The 14,830-nt window shown below is 63.2% G+C and carries 13 protein-coding genes; 2 read left to right on the top strand and 11 right to left on the bottom strand.

Annotated elements, in window-relative coordinates; genetic code table 11:
- The first annotated feature begins 75 nt into the window (after positions 1 to 75).
- Complete coding sequence (locus tag NKH99_RS01245; RefSeq protein ID WP_352469932.1) at positions 76 to 2,496, top strand: polysaccharide biosynthesis tyrosine autokinase; 2,421 nt, start codon at positions 76 to 78, stop codon at positions 2,494 to 2,496.
- Between the two features lie 15 nt (positions 2,497 to 2,511).
- Here NKH99_RS01245 and NKH99_RS01240 read toward each other — a convergent pair whose 3' ends face one another.
- Positions 2,512 to 3,285 (bottom strand): metallophosphoesterase family protein, encoded by a 774-nt coding sequence (locus NKH99_RS01240; RefSeq protein WP_353012133.1) that lies wholly within the window; start codon positions 3,283 to 3,285, stop codon positions 2,512 to 2,514.
- Between the two features lie 121 nt (positions 3,286 to 3,406).
- Positions 3,407 to 5,314 carry a propionyl-CoA synthetase gene (locus NKH99_RS01235; protein ID WP_353012130.1) on the bottom strand — a complete coding sequence of 636 codons (1,908 nt, stop codon included), beginning with the start codon at positions 5,312 to 5,314 and terminating at the stop codon, positions 3,407 to 3,409.
- A gap of 170 nt (positions 5,315 to 5,484) precedes the next feature.
- Here NKH99_RS01235 and NKH99_RS01230 point away from each other — a divergent pair, with 170 nt between their 5' ends.
- On the top strand, positions 5,485 to 6,276 hold the full coding sequence (locus NKH99_RS01230; protein WP_352454688.1) for a DUF2259 domain-containing protein: 792 nt from the start codon (positions 5,485 to 5,487) through the stop codon (positions 6,274 to 6,276).
- Between the two features lie 285 nt (positions 6,277 to 6,561).
- On the opposite strand, the gene dhaK is transcribed toward NKH99_RS01230, so the two are convergent.
- The 9 genes from dhaK to NKH99_RS01185 all read right to left on the bottom strand — a co-directional run bounded on the left by dhaK (position 6,562) and on the right by NKH99_RS01185 (position 14,830).
- Positions 6,562 to 7,548 carry a dihydroxyacetone kinase subunit DhaK gene (dhaK, locus tag NKH99_RS01225; protein ID WP_352469935.1) on the bottom strand — a complete coding sequence of 329 codons (987 nt, stop codon included), beginning with the start codon at positions 7,546 to 7,548 and terminating at the stop codon, positions 6,562 to 6,564.
- A gap of 26 nt (positions 7,549 to 7,574) precedes the next feature.
- On the bottom strand, positions 7,575 to 7,997 hold the full coding sequence (locus NKH99_RS01220) for a hypothetical protein (protein ID WP_353012124.1): 423 nt from the start codon (positions 7,995 to 7,997) through the stop codon (positions 7,575 to 7,577).
- Between the two features lie 8 nt (positions 7,998 to 8,005).
- Positions 8,006 to 9,622, bottom strand: coding sequence for a phosphoenolpyruvate--protein phosphotransferase (gene ptsP / locus NKH99_RS01215; protein WP_353012121.1), 1,617 nt, complete (start codon positions 9,620 to 9,622; stop codon positions 8,006 to 8,008).
- On the bottom strand, positions 9,606 to 9,908 hold the full coding sequence (locus NKH99_RS01210) for an HPr family phosphocarrier protein (protein WP_023676329.1): 303 nt from the start codon (positions 9,906 to 9,908) through the stop codon (positions 9,606 to 9,608). The genes ptsP and NKH99_RS01210 overlap by 17 nt, the downstream gene beginning before the upstream one ends.
- 22 nt (positions 9,909 to 9,930) lie before the next feature.
- Positions 9,931 to 10,320 carry a dihydroxyacetone kinase phosphoryl donor subunit DhaM gene (gene dhaM, locus NKH99_RS01205; RefSeq protein ID WP_352469937.1) on the bottom strand — a complete coding sequence of 130 codons (390 nt, stop codon included), beginning with the start codon at positions 10,318 to 10,320 and terminating at the stop codon, positions 9,931 to 9,933.
- Positions 10,317 to 10,919, bottom strand: coding sequence for a dihydroxyacetone kinase subunit DhaL (gene dhaL / locus NKH99_RS01200; protein ID WP_352469938.1), 603 nt, complete (start codon positions 10,917 to 10,919; stop codon positions 10,317 to 10,319). Before dhaL ends, dhaM begins: the two co-directional genes overlap by 4 nt.
- Positions 10,920 to 11,000: 81 nt before the next feature.
- Positions 11,001 to 12,644, bottom strand: a complete 1,644-nt coding sequence (locus NKH99_RS01195) for a dihydroxyacetone kinase subunit DhaK (RefSeq protein ID WP_352469939.1) — start codon at positions 12,642 to 12,644, stop codon at positions 11,001 to 11,003.
- A 67-nt stretch (positions 12,645 to 12,711) separates the two neighbouring features.
- Complete coding sequence (locus NKH99_RS01190; RefSeq protein ID WP_352448469.1) at positions 12,712 to 13,725, bottom strand: ABC transporter ATP-binding protein; 1,014 nt, start codon at positions 13,723 to 13,725, stop codon at positions 12,712 to 12,714.
- Positions 13,718 to 14,830 (bottom strand): ABC transporter ATP-binding protein, encoded by a 1,113-nt coding sequence (locus tag NKH99_RS01185; RefSeq protein WP_352448470.1) that lies wholly within the window; start codon positions 14,828 to 14,830, stop codon positions 13,718 to 13,720. The genes NKH99_RS01190 and NKH99_RS01185 overlap by 8 nt, the downstream gene beginning before the upstream one ends.

Raw genomic sequence — 14,830 nt, 5'->3', positions numbered from 1 at the left:
TGTCCGGCGCAAGGTTTGCACCCTATGTCCCGACCTTCGAGGCGGTAGCGCCTGCAAACTAGAATTGGACCGAAGATGAACTATGCCAATTTTCCTGTCGACAAGAGGACGCCATTGCCGGCTTCTAATGCGGCAAACGCCGAAGACTTCATCGACATCGAGCGCCTGCTTGGCATGGCCGCGCGGCAGGCGAAAGTGGTTGCCGCCTGCGCCGTCATCGGTCTCTTTCTCGGCGTGCTCTATTTGCAGACGACGCCTCCTACCTATGTGGCGACGAGCAGCGTGCTGATCGACGAAGGATTGAACAAGGTCGTCGACGACATTTCGGCGGCGTCGGTCAGCATGCAGACCGACTCCGCCGTTCTGAGCCAGATCGAAATACTACAGTCGGCCAGGCTGGCTGGGGTGGTCGTCGACAAGCTGAAGCTCGATCAGAACGACGCTTTCATGAACCCTCCGACGTCGGCCCTGTCGAAGGTTGCTGGCTTTGTGCGCGGTATCGTCCAGTCTGTCCGCCCCAAGCGCGCCGCTAGCACAACCGATGTCACTCAGCTTGATGCTGCGACGCGTGACGCGATCACCGCATCCTCATCGCCCCGTGACTACGCAATCTTCAAACTGCAGACCCAACTCGATGCCGAGCGGATCGGCCGGAGCTTTGTCATCAGCATCTCCTTCCAGGCGACGGATCCGGCGCTTGCGACCGCCATCACCAAGGCCTATGCCGATGCCTATCTAGCCGATCAACTCGATGCCAGCTTCGACGCGACCGAGCGGGCGGCGGTCTGGCTGCAAGGCAGGCTGACCGAGCTTCGTGAGAGCTCCCAGGCGGCTGCACTGGCGGTCGAAAAGTTCAGGGCCGAACACGGATTGGCCGTCAATGACGGCCAGCTGATCAGCGACAAGCAATTGTCCGATCTCAACACCCAGTTGATCGTCGCGCAGGCCGATACAGCACGTGCCGGCGCCCGCTATCAGCAGTACAAGTCGATCGTCGAAAGCGGCTCGGACAACGCGTTCAAGGACGCTGCGATATCGAACGACCAGCCGAGCAGCTCGGTCATCACGACGCTGAAGAACCGCTATCTCACCGTATCCAAGCGACAGCAGGATGTCGAAGCCAATTTCGGCCCGCAACATCCGCAGGCCGTCGCGCTCGCCAAGGAGAAGGCCGACATATCGGCGCAGATTTTCGGCGAGCTGAAGCAACTGACCGAAAGCTACCGCAACGAATACGAGGTCGCTCTGGCGCGCGAAACCGCGCTCCGCGCAAATGTCGCCTTGGCGGCTGGCAAGAGCTCCATCGACAACCAGTCGCAGGTCAAGCTGCGTGAGCTGGACCAAAAGGCGACGGCGCTGTCGACGCTCTACCAGACGTTCCTGAACCGCTATGAGGAGGCCGCCCAGCAGCAATCCTTCCCGGTCGGCAAGATCCGGGTCATCTCGGACGCGACGATGCCGCAGTCGGCCGCAACCCCCCGCACAGCCATCGTGCTGGGGCTTTCGCTGGCGCTTGGCATGATGCTGGGGGCAGGGGTTGGTGGCCTGAATGAATTCAGGGAACGCTTCTTCAGGACCGGCGAGGATGTGCGCGACCGGGTCGGCCTCAAATTCCTCGGCTACCTGCCGGTCATCGGCAAGGCTGGCAAGGATGACCAGCGCAATGGCGGTCAGCCTGACGTCAAAGTCGTTGAATCCAAGACCGCCAAGTCCTCCAAGTCCCAGCCCTCCAAAACATTGTCGGCAGCCGAAAAACGTGCGCGGATGCGGGTAACCGTCGATGCCCCGGCATCGATGTTCTCCGAGACGCTGCGCAACGCCAAGATCGCCTTCGATGTCGTCATGGAAGGCCAGGGCAGCCGGGTCATCGGCGTGGTCTCGGTGCTTCCCGGCGAGGGCAAGTCGACGGTGGCGGCCAATCTTGCCGGGCTGCTTGCCGTCAACGGATCGAAAACGCTGCTGATCGACGGCGACCTGCGCAATCCCGGCCTCAGCCGCAGCCTCGGTATGGAGGCCGAGCAGGGCCTGATGGAAGCTGTGGTGAGCGGGCAGACATGGCAGTCGGTCGGCAAGATCGACCGGCAGACCAAGCTGGCTATCATCCCGGCCGTCCTGCGTGGCCAGTTTTCGCATACCAGCGAGCTTCTGTCTTCAGCCGGCATGCGGCGTTTCATCGATAACGCCAAGGAAACCTTCGAATACATCATCGTCGATCTGCCGCCGCTCGGGCCTGTCGTCGACGCCAAGGCCTTCGCTCCGCTTGTCGACGGCTTCGTGCTGGTCACCGAATGGGGACGCACGCCGCGTGCGATGGTGCAATCCATGCTCAGCTCGGAGCCCTACATCGCCAAGAAGATCATTGGCGCGGTGCTGAACAAGGTCGAACTGAAGAAGCTGGCCAAATATGGCGCGATCGGCGGCTCGGAAAAATTCTTCGACAAATATTCGAGCTACTATCTGGAAAAATCGGAAGCGCGCACCAAGGCAGCCGCCTGAGCGACGACATCGCGCTCAGGAAAATATCAACCTGGCGCGGTTGTCGACGATCCTGAGGGCGGTCAGCTGGCCGGTTTGGAAGGCGCCGGTGTCTATGCCAAGCCGGCGTCCCTCGAGCTTCGGAGTGTCGACCGGCGTATGTCCGTGCACGACATAGCGGTCGAGAAGATGCGCAGCGTCGAAGAAGTCCGAACGGATATTCAGCAGGTCGTCTTCGTCCTGCGCGGCGAGGTCGATGCCGGGCCTGATGCCGGCATGGACGAACACGAATTTCGCCGAACAGACCATGACCGGCAGCGCGCGCATGAAGCTAATGTGGTCGGCTGGAATGACTTCCCGAATGCGCTTGTCGACCTCCTCGCTTGACCCATAGAGATCGGCCATGCGCGACGGGTCGACGCCGTAGGAAAACAGCGTTTGCAGGCCGCCTATTGCCAGCCACGACTCTCTCGAAATGATCCCGTCGAGATAGTTCAGCATCACGACTTCGTGGTTGCCGGCAAGGCAGATGCGCTGGAAGCCTTGGAGCGGCGGCGCCAGCAGATGATCGAGCACACGCGCCGACTGGGGTCCACGATCGACGTAGTCGCCAAGCATGATGATGAGCTTGCGCCCTTCGAAGGGCGCCGAATCGAGCAGGATCTTCTGCTCCAGGGCGCGGAGTTCCTTGTAGCAGCCATGCACGTCGCCGATCGCATAGACGACTGCACCCCGCATATCGATCTCCAGCCGCTGGCGTGCCGCGGCCTGGGGCTTTCTCGATCGCTGGAACAGGGTCACGTATGGCATCTCGCATGGCTGTGGGTGCGTCTCGATTCCGAAACAACTTGACGACACCGCGCGTGGATACCACGTCCGGCGCCGGTCGTTCCATACCGGAGCTTCGGACGCAACTCGGCTTCGGCGCCCCTTACAGGCCGATGCCGCGCCGGTTCAGCGCGGCGGTGATCTCGTCGAGGATGGCCGGGTCGTCGATCGTTGCCGGCATGGCCCATTCCTCCTTGTCGGCGATCTTCTGCATGGTGCCGCGCAGGATCTTGCCGGAGCGCGTCTTCGGCAGGCGCTTGATCGTCACCACCGTCTTGAAGGCAGCGACCGGGCCGATCCGTTCGCGCACCAGGGTGACAACCTCATTTTCGATGATGCCGGCGTCGCGGTCGACGCCGGCATTCAGCACGACGAAGCCGAGTGGAACCTGGCCTTTCATAGCATCGGCAATACCGACGACGGCGCATTCGGCGACGTCGGGATGCGCGGCCAGAACCTCCTCCATGGCGCCGGTCGATAGCCGGTGGCCGGCGACATTGATGATGTCGTCGGTGCGAGCCATGACATAGAGATAGCCGTCCTCGTCCATCATGCCGGCATCCGCGGTTTTGTAGAAGCCGGGGAACTCGTCGAGATAGGCTTGGCGAAACCGCTCGTCGGCATTCCACAGCGTCGGCAGGCAGCCGGGGGGCAACGGCAATCTCACCACGACATTTCCAAGCGTACCACGCTTGACCTCATGCCCGGCATCGTCGAGCACGCGGATGTCATAACCGGGCATCGGCACGCCGGGCGAGCCGTATTTGACCGGCAGCAGGCCCATTCCGGCGGGGTTGATGGTCATCGGCGAGCCGGTCTCGGTCTGCCACCAATGGTCGATCACCGGCACGGTCAATTTCTGCTCCGCCCATTTGATGGTTTCGGGATCGGCGCGCTCGCCGGCGAGGAACAGCGTCCGGAATTTGGACAGGTCGTATTTCGGGACGAATTCGCCCTTCGGGTCCTGTCCTTTGATGGCGCGAAAGGCGGTTGGCGCGGTGAACAGCGCGACGACGCCATGCTCGGCGATCACACGCCAATAGGTGCCGGCATCGGGCGTGCCGACCGGCTTGCCCTCGAACAGGATCGTTGTGCAGCCATGCAGCAGCGGGCCGTAGACGATATAGGAATGGCCGACCACCCAGCCGACATCGGAAGCCGCCCAGAACACTTCGCCCGGTTTGACGCCGAACTCGTTTTCCATCGACCATTTCAGCGCGACCATATGGCCGCCATTGTCACGCACGATTCCCTTCGGCTGGCCGGTCGTGCCCGACGTGTAGATGATGTAGAGCGGATCGGTGGCAAGCACCGGAACACAGTCGACATTGGCACCCGCGGCCCGCTCCCGCGCCACGGCGTCGGCATAGTCGATATCGTGGTTTTCCCTGAGTTCGCAGCGCAGTTGGTCGCGCTGCAGGATAAGGCAGCTTTCCGGCTTGTGCCGCGACATCTCGATCGCCTTGTCGAGCAGCGGCTTATAGGCAACCACGCGCCCTGGCTCCAGGCCGCAGGAAGCGGAGATGATCAGCTTCGGCTTGGCGTCGTCGATGCGGGTGGCGAGCTCATGCGAGGCAAAGCCGCCGAAGACCACCGAATGCACGGCGCCGATCCGCGCACAGGCAAGCATGGCGAAGGCTGCTTCCGGCACCATCGGCATGTAGATGATGACGCGATCGCCTTTTTGGATGCCACGATTCTTGAGCACCGAGGTCAGCGCGATCACCTCGCGCTTCAACTCGGTATAGGTGAACTTCCTGATTGTGCCGGAAATCGCGCTGTCATGGATCAACGCGATCTGGTCGGCACGGCCGCCCGCCACATGACGATCGACGGCATTGAAGCAGGTGTTGCACGAGGCGCCAATGAACCACCTGCCATAGACGCCGGCATTGGCGTCGAACACCGTCTCAAAGGGCGAGAACCAGTCGATTTCGCCCGCGGCATCGGCCCAGAATTTTTCCGAGTCGCGTTTCCAGTCGTCATAGACCTCGTGGTAGCGTGACGCCATCCAGCTTCCTCCCCAGGAATGTTTGCTGTCCTTGAAATAGCGTATGCTGGTTTGTGTAACCATGTATTTGTGCGTTTCGTTTGCCGTCGTTCTAACTTGGCCGCAAGTGCGGGTCATGGTGGTCTGGGGGCCGGTATCGTTCGAATTTTCGGCATTAGGGGCAGGGCGCGATGAAATTGCGATATGAGCTTGGGTTTGCCGCGGTTGCGACGCTGGCGGTGGTGCTCGCTTCAGCTGCTCAGGCAGGCGACGCGGCGGCTCGGCGCGTCATCGGCTTTTCGCCAGACGGCAACTACTTCGCCTTCGAACAGTACGGCACGCTCGATGCCGGTGCTTCGGATTCGGGCTGGTCGGAGATCGACATCATCGACACGCGGACCGATGAGTTCGTCGGCGGCAAGCCGATCGTCATCGCCGACGAGACGGAGGATTCGACATTGACGCTTGCGCAGGCGAGGGCACAGGCCGCCGAACTGGCGGCGCCCTTGCTGGCCAAATATGCCATCGCGCCGCGCGGCGAGCGGACTGCCTTGGACAGGTTCACCTTTCCCGACGACATGGTCGCCTACAATGACATTGCGCGCCTCGAGCAGGTTTCGCAAAAATGGCTTTCGCCGGCCTATGACGAGCTTGGCACCATCCAGCTCGAGCAGATCCGTGCCGACAGCACGGCGGATTGTTCAGCGAGTTTCGACGCGACGCTGCAAGGCGAAACGACCGGCAAGGCGCTCGGCTTTCGCCTGACGCTGCAGGGTCAGGACGGCAAGCCGATCAAGCTGCTGCATGAGGACAAGGCGGTGCCCGGTTCGAGGAATTGCCCGACTTCCTACAGCCTGTCGGAATCTTACGCATTCACCCCGGATGGAAAACCGGGCGTGCTTGCGGTGCTCGTGCAGCGCTTCAGCCAGGGATTTGAAGGGCGCGACCGCCGTTTCATCGCCGTGACTGGCCAGGCGCACTGAGGCAACGCGCTGAGACGTAGTCCGCTACCCGAGTTTGTTGTCCCTAAAGCGGGAGGGCAGCGAGCATAAGTCCGACCCCGCCGACGATCAGCAAGGCGGCTGCCAGCACCTTTCCATGGCGCTCGAAACCCGTCGGCGCCCGATCCCAATTGTAACGCATGCTCGAACTCCCCAAACCCGCAGATTCTTTATCTTACGCAGGGTGAGGAGGGCAACCTGTCTGGCGATGCGCGGCGTTGCCGATACCGGTCTTGTCACCGACTATTTCTGGGGCATTCTCCGCCGCTACATGCCCCAGCGCAGCGCGGCCGTATGTACCGGTGCATCCCACCAAATAGCCGCCTCGTCGTCGAGCATGCTCAGCGTGATCGAACAGCCGGCCATATCGAGCGAGGTCACATAGGACCCGACCAGCGACCGGATCACCGTCACGCCGTGCTTCTCGAAGATTTTGCGGGCGCTGTTGTACATCAGATAAAGCTCCATCAACGGTGTGCCGCCAAAGCCGTTGACGAAGAGTAGCGCCTGGCCTCTGGCACCGTCGCCCAGGTCACCCAGGATTGCGGTACAGATCTCCTCGGCGATAGCATCGGCGCTTTTCAATGTGTCGCGCCGCCTCCCAGGCTCGCCGTGGATGCCGACCCCGAACTCCATCTCGCCGTCGCCGATATCGAAGGTCGGCTTGCCCGCCGCCGGCACGGTGCAACTGGTCAGCGCCACGCCCATCGAGCGCGTCGCGCCGTTGACGCGCTCGCCGAGCGCCTTCAACGGCTCCAGTGCCATGCCTTGTTCGGCCGCCGCGCCGACGATTTTCTCGACCACCAGCGTGCCGGCGACGCCGCGCCGGCCGGTGGTGTAGGACGAGTTTTCGACCGCAACGTCGTCATTGGTCACGATTTGCATCACGCCTTCCGACATTTCAGCGGCCATGTCGAAATTCATCACGTCGCCCTCGTAGTTCTTGACAATGAACAGGCAGCCGGCGCCCGTATTGACGACTTCGGCCGCCGCCATCATCTGGTCAGGCGTTGGCGAGGTGAATACCTGGCCGGGGCAGGCCGCATCCAGCATGCCGTGCCCGACGAACCCGCCATGTAGCGGCTCGTGACCCGAGCCGCCGCCGGAGATCAGCGCCACCTTGCCCGGTGTGAGCAGCTTGCGGCGGACAAATCTGTGTTCCGCGCCAAGCGCCAGGATATCGGCATGCGCGGCAACGAAGCCGTCGAGGCTCTCGGTCAGCACCGTATCGACCGAATTCAAAAATTTCTTCATGGCCGTCCTCCCGAAATAGCCCAGCGTCAGCTGCCCTTGCCGGCAATGCTGGTGATCTTCTGGATGAAATCGTTGACCGCCCGGTCGAGCGCCGCGTTCTGCTTGTCGTCGCCGAAATCGGGAACGATCAGCGAGACATGGCGTGTCTTGCGCAAGCCTGCGGCCAGCGACATCTTTCCCGGATGCGCCCGATGGTAGGCCTCAAGGAAATGATCGCGTTCGGCCGGGCTGAAATGGCAGACGGAGAAGATAACCGGCAAATGCTTCGACGGGATCGGCGTCGAATAGGCCGGGCTGGAAATCTGCGTGACGAAGCTGCGATGCTTGCCCAGCGCATCGGCGAGGCGCTGGCGCATGCCGGACGGGCGCTGGTCGATCACCTGCGACAGGATCGTCTTGTAGGCGCGGATCGCCTCTTCGGGGCCGGATTGCGACGCCTTGTCTGCCATACCGGGGCCTAGATCGAAACGTCCGCGATGGCCGCCTTGGCCATCGCGAGTTGGGCGGGAGCGACGGAGAGGTCACGCAGGCCGGTTTCGAGCAGCGCCGGGATCGAGGCGGGGTCGCCGCCGGCATCGCCACACAGGCTGACCGGGATATTATGCTCGCGGCCGAAGGCGGCAACCGAGGCGATCAGCCGGAGCACGGCCGGATGCCTGACGGAATTCAAATGTGCGACCGACGCATTGTCGCGCGCGGCGGCCATCACGTATTGGGTCAAATCATTCGAACCGATCGAGAAGAAAGCGGCCTTGGCGAATGCCTCCGGTGCGATGGCCACCGACGGCACCTCGACCATGATGCCAAGCGGCGGCATTTTGTGCGCGATGCCGCGCGCCAAAAGGTCAGCCTGCTCCTCAGCGAACAGCGCGGTGGCGTGTTCATACTCTTCCGGAACGGCGATCATCGGGAACATCACCTTCAGATTGCCGTGCATGGCGGCACGTAGCAAGGCGCGGATCTGCACACCAAAGATCTCCGGACGCATCAGCGACAGCCTGATCCCGCGCAGGCCAAGGAATGGATTACCTTCCTCGACGGTCAGGCCCGGCACAGGTTTATCGCCGCCCGCATCGACAGTACGGATCGTCACCGGCCTGTCGCCTGCCCATTCCAGCACTCTACGGTAGGCGCGATATTGCGTCTCCTCGTCCGGCAGCGTCTTGCCGAACAGGAATTCGGTCCGCATCAGCCCGACACCGTCGCACGCCGCAGCATCGATGCGGTCGACATCGGACGGATCGGCAATATTCACCTGCACGTGGACCGCTATGCCGGTCTTCGTTGCTGCCGGCCTTGTCAAATAGGCTGCCGCTTTGTCGCGATGCGCCGCGAAAGACGACGACGATCGCCGGAATGCGTCGATCTCCACTTTCGAAGGCGCCAACACGATGCCGCCATGTTCGGCATCGAGCAGTGCGATTCCGGCAAGGTGAGCCGGCGAAGCACCGGGCCCGGCTACCCCACGCGCTACGAGCCCCAACCCCACCACCATTGGCACGCCGCGTGAGCGTGCCAGCATTGCGACATGACTTGCGGCACTTCCGGCCGTAAGTGCTATGCCGCCGCCGGCACTCCAGTCGGTTTCGAGGAAGCGCGTCGGTGCGATATCCTCGCCGTAGAAGATCGCACCTGCCGGCGCGGCAATGTCGCCGCCCCCGGCAAGCGCGCGTAGCACCTGGTCGCGTATGTCGCGCATGTCGGCCGCGCGCGCCCGGAAATAGTCCTGCTCGGATGTTTCATAGCCGGCTATCTCGGCGTCGAGCGCTTTTCGCCAAGCCACATCAGCAGCCATGCCCTCGGCAATTCGCTCAAAGGCCGGGCCGGTCAGCGCGTCGTCCTCCAGCATGGCGAGCTGGAATTCGAGGATACCGGCCGCCTCGCTGTCGCTGGTTTCGATCAATGTCGCGAGCCGGCCTGCGGCAATGGAAATGGCGGCCTCAAGCGCCGCCTTCTCGTCCCCGGCAGTCGCCTTGCGGACATAACGCACAGCAGCCTGGTCCAGATTGAACAGCGGCCCCTCGGCATAGCCGGCCGATGCCGAAATGCCCTGCAGCCTAAGCGGTTCGGGCATGGTCCTTGCCTTCGTCGAAATCGCGCCGCACCAGCTCGACCAGTGCGCCGACCGCCTCGCCGGCGCCGTCCCCTTTGGCTCTGATATGCAGGACAGTGCCTTTCGGCGCTTTCGCCGCCATCACCTTGACGATGCTCTTGGCGTCGAACCATGGCCCGTTGGCGGCGAGCGCAATCTCGACGTCGGCCGAAAACGTCTTGGCAAGCTTGGTGAACTTCACCGAAGGACGCGCATGCAGTCCCACCTCATGGGTGATCAGGACGCTGGCTTCGGCTGCTGCGGACATGCTTGTCAAAATTCCCGTTCGTTCACGACGGCGACAATTCGTGCGCCGTCGCCACCACTTCCCTGAGCGAGGCGCCGCCGGAAGCCTCGGTCGCCGCCATCACCGCGCCTTCGACGATCGGCGCATTGCAGACAATGATCTTCTGGGCGCGTGGTTCGCCGATCATCTCGACCGCCATCTCGCTATTGGTCTCGGCACCGCCGAGATCGACGAGGATCGCGACCCCCGCCTCCGACCAGGCCTTGTCGATGGCGTCCATGATCGCCTCGACATTGGTTCCCAGCCCGCCATGGCCGTTTCCCCCGCACCATGCAAGCGGCACTTCGTTGCCGACCATCTGCCGCACCATGTCGGCGGTGCCTTCGGCGACCAGCGGCGAATGCGATACGATGACGATGCCGACATTGCTCATGCGCGCCTCTCGATTGCCTCGGCTACGGCCCGCACCAGAAGCGCAGTCGAGCGTGCGCCGGCATCCATATGACCGATCGAACGGTCGCCAAGGAACGAGGCGCGCCCACGCAGCGCCTTCATCGGCACGGTCGCGTCGGCCGCGTTGTCGGCGATCTCGACGATGTCCGCTGCCGTCTTTCCCTGCAGCAGGGCCTCATGCACCGGCTGCAGCACATCTAACATGGTTTTTTGCCCGGCCTGCGACTTGCCTCTGGCGGCAACCGCTTCGATCGCCTTGCCGAAGGCCGCCGCCAGGTCGGCGCGACCCGGCGCGGCGGAAATCTCCTTGCCGAGCGCCATGAACAGCGTGCCGAACAACGGACCGGAGGCTCCGCCGACGGTCATCACCAGTTTGGTGCCGATCGCCTTCAGCGCCTCGGGCAACGGCTTTGTCGCAAACGCGCCGGCCTCGGCCCGCACTGCCTCGAAGCCGCGTCTCATGTTGAGCCCATGGTCGCCGTCGCCGATGGCCTGGTCGAGACTGGTCAGCTCGTCGGCATGTGCGGCGATCGTGTTTGCCGCCGCCTCGATCAGCCTGGAAATATCCGCTGCCGCCATATCACCCATGCTCCTGGCCCCTGCGCTGCCGGCAGTACGAGAAAATTGCATATCCGGCAATTGAAGCATTCTTTTCCCCAGTCAAGCGGGTTCGAGCAACGCAGCGAGGGCAGTGAAGACCTCGGCGACGGCAAAGGCGCCGGGGTCGACCACGCCGTCGAGCTGGCTGCCAATATAAGCGGACCGCCCGGCCTTGGCCTTGCGCATGGCAGCGGTGGCCTCGGCGCCGCGTTGCGCCGCGACCGCCGCATCTTCCAGACTCCCCCTATCCAGCGCCCTCAAGGCGGGTTCCAGGGCATCGATCATCGTGCGATCGCCGACCCTCGCTCCACCATAGAAGGACATCCGATCGAGGCCGGCGAGAAGCGCCTTGGGAAGCGTTTCGCCAGACTCCAGCGCCTGCGCGGCGGCGGTGAAGAAGATCGACAACAGCACGCCGCTAGAGCCGCCCATGCTGGCGCTCAGGATGTCGCCGACGACGGCGAGCGTTGCGGCAGGGTCAGCGAGCGGCAGTGTTGCAATGCGGCCAAGCACACTGCGCGCACCGGCCGCCACTGTCGATCCGGTGTCACCGTCTCCCGCCTTGGCATCCAGTCCGTTCAACGAGCCTTCAAGCGAGATCAGCCGTTCGCAGACCGCGACAACCAACCGGTCGGTGCGTGCGTCCTGGCTGGCTTTCGACGCGTTGTTCGGGCCGGCGGCTTTGGCCATCGGCACGACGCTGGCTTGGCGAACGGCTCTTGCCGGCAGCCAGGCGTGGGGGCCTACCGGCGCCCGCAACGCCGCTTCGCGCGACGCATCGAGCCGGATCAGCGACAGGGAAAAGCCGTTCATGTTGAGCGCGGTCATAAGCTGCCCGGGCCCGATTGTCAGCGTCACCTTTTGCGCCAGCGGTGAAGCCAGTACCGCATTGGCGACAAGCAACATTTCCAGCGGTGGCACCGAACCGAGATTATTGATCAGCAAGGCGTAGTGGCTGACCGGATCAAGCCGCGCGGCAAGGCGCTCCGACATGATCGCAACCAGCCTTTCGGCACTTTGCACCGCAATCCGCTCAACGCCCGGTTCGCCATGGATGCCGAGGCCGAGTTCGGCATCGTCCGCCCCGAATCTTTCTTCATGGCTCTGGCCGGGGATCGAGCAGGATGACAGCGATATGCCGAGCGAAACGATATCCGCCGCCACTGCCCGCGCCGCCCCGGCAATCGCCGCCAGGTCAATGCCGGCTTCCGACTGGTGGCCGGCGATCTTGTGCACGAACAAGGTGCCGGCCAGGCCACGCGGCTGGGCAATGTCCGGCAGGGCGATATCGTCGGCGACAATCACCATCTCGACCCGGAAGCCTTCGGCGCGCGCCTTCTCGGCTGCCAGGCCGAAGTTGAGGCGATCGCCGGTATAGTTCTTGACGATCAGCAGACACCCGGCGGGACCGGTCACCGCGCGGATGGCGGCCAATACCGCTTCCACGCTCGGCGAAGCAAAGATCTCGCCCGAAACCGCCGCCGTCAGCATGCCAATGCCAACAAAGCCGGCATGGGCAGGTTCGTGCCCGGCCCCGCCGCCGGAAATGACCGCAACCTTGGTCTTATCCCAGTCCGCGCGGAGAATGACCTTGATCTCGGGATAGCCGTCGAGGCGAGCGAGATCGCCGGCGCCGGTAGTATCGAGGAAGCCGTCCAGGGCCTCAGTTACGATCGTATCCCTGCGATTGAAAAAATGCTTCATCGAATTGGTCCAGTCCGGTGCCCGAAATTGCCGGTTGAAAGGTGCCAGGAAAACACTCGCGCAGCGCTCACATCAGCCGTCGCCCATCGGGGCCGAAATACAGCGGCGAGCGATAGCGGATCATGATCTTGTCGCCCTGAGCCAGGTCGGTGTCGGGGTCGGTTAGCGTCACCAGCTTCCTGGTCCCCACCGTCACATGCAGATGGTTCTGGTCGCCGAGATGCTCGACCCAATCGACGACGCCGTCGGCATGGCCGTTCGCCGCCTTCTCGATCGAAAGATGTTCGGTGCGAGCACCGATCGTCTTTGTTCCCGCCGGCGCGCCGCCATCCGGCAGCAGTCCGACCGGCAACAAATTGATTGCCGGTTGGCCGAGCCGTGCGGCGACGTGTAGGTTTGCCGGCTCAGAATAGATCGCGCGCGGGGAACCGATCTGCACCAGCACGCCGTCGGCGAGAATGCCGATGCGGTCGGCCATGGTCATCGCTTCGATCTGGTCGTGCGTGACGTAGAGCATTGTGGCGCCGAGTTCCGCCTGGATGCGCTTCAGCTCTAGCCTGAGATCGGCGCGCAGCTTGGCGTCGAGCGACGACAGCGGCTCGTCCATCAGGTAGATCGACGGCTTGCGCACCAAGGCGCGGCCGATGGCGACGCGCTGCATCTCGCCGCCAGAGAGTTTGGTCGAGCGATTATTCAGCTTGTGGTGGATGCGCACCATCTTGGCCACGTCCTCGACGCGGCGGCGGATCTGATCCTCCGGCATTTTCCGTGCTGGCGAGCGCAGCGGAAAGGCGAGGTTGTCGTAAACCGACAGATGCGGATAGAGCGAATATTGCTGGAATACGAAAGCGGTGTCGCGCTCGGCCGGCGACAGCGTCGTCGTGTCGTGGCCGGCAATATGGATCGAGCCCGCTTCCGGACGCTCCAACCCGGCGATCAGCCTGAGCGTCGTCGTCTTGCCGGCGCCGGTCGGCCCGAGCAGCACGACGAATTCCCCGTCGGCGATATGCAGGTCGAGATTGTCGACGGCGACATGCTCGCCAAAAGCCTTGGTCACGCTTTTGATGTGAACGTCAGCCATGATGTGCTCTCCCCTGGGAGGCCGAGTCATGGATTTCGGTGCGCACCGCACGCCCGGATCCTTTTGCGAACAGCGACAGCCGCGCGCTGCTCAGCGCCAGGCCCACATGATCGCCCGGATTGAGCCGGATTTCGGCCGGCACCCTGGCCTTGATGATGCCGTCCGCTGTCTCCACCGCGACGATCTGAGTGGTGCCGAGATATTCCGTGCCGTAAATAGCACCGCGCAGCTTCGAAGCGTCATCGAAGCGGATGTGCTCCGGTCGGATGCCAAGCGCCATCTCGGCCGGCGCGACGTCCTCGCGGATCTCCGGCACGGCCACCTTCGCGCCTTGCACAACAATTTCCCTGGCGCCCTTTGAAAGCCCGCCGCCGAAGCCGAGGAAATTCATCGGCGGCGAGCCGATGAAGTCGGCGACGAACATCGTCGCCGGCCGGTCGTAGATCTCGCGCGGCGTGCCGAACTGCTCGATGACGCCGTGGTTCATCACCGCGATCTTGTCGGCCATCGACATCGCTTCCATCTGGTCATGCGTGACATAGACGGTGGTGGCGTGAATGCGGTTGTGCAGTTCTCGCAATTCATGGACCATCAGGTCGCGGAATTCGGTGTCGAGCGTGCCGAGCGGCTCATCCATCAGGAAGCATTTTGGCCGCCGTACGATGGCGCGGCCGAGCGCCACGCGCTGGCGATCGCCGCCGGCAAGCCCGGAGACCGATTTGTTGAGCAGATGGTCGATCCGCAAAAGCTTCGCCGTCTCCTCCACTCGGCTCCGGATTTCAGCGCCTGGCACGCCTTGCGCCAGCAGTGGAAAGCCGATGTTCTTCCGCACATTCATGTGCGGATAGAGCGCGAACAGCTGGAAGACGAAGGCGATGTCGCGCTCGCGGGCACGCCGCATGGTGACGTCCTCGCCGCCAAGCAGGATCTTGCCGCCGGTTGGCAGTTCGAGCCCGGCGATCATGCGCAACGTCGTCGTCTTGCCGCAGCCGGACGGCCCCAGCATGACGAAGAATTCGCCGTCCTCGACGACGAAGTTGGAATCCTGCACGGCGACGAAATCGCCGAATGCCTTCCTCAGATGTTCGACCCTGATCTCGGCCAT

Source organism: Mesorhizobium sp. M0854, assembly GCF_040319815.1.
Taxonomy (GTDB): Bacteria; Pseudomonadota; Alphaproteobacteria; order Rhizobiales; family Rhizobiaceae; genus Mesorhizobium.
This window is presented reverse-complemented; position numbering and strand designations above follow the sequence as displayed.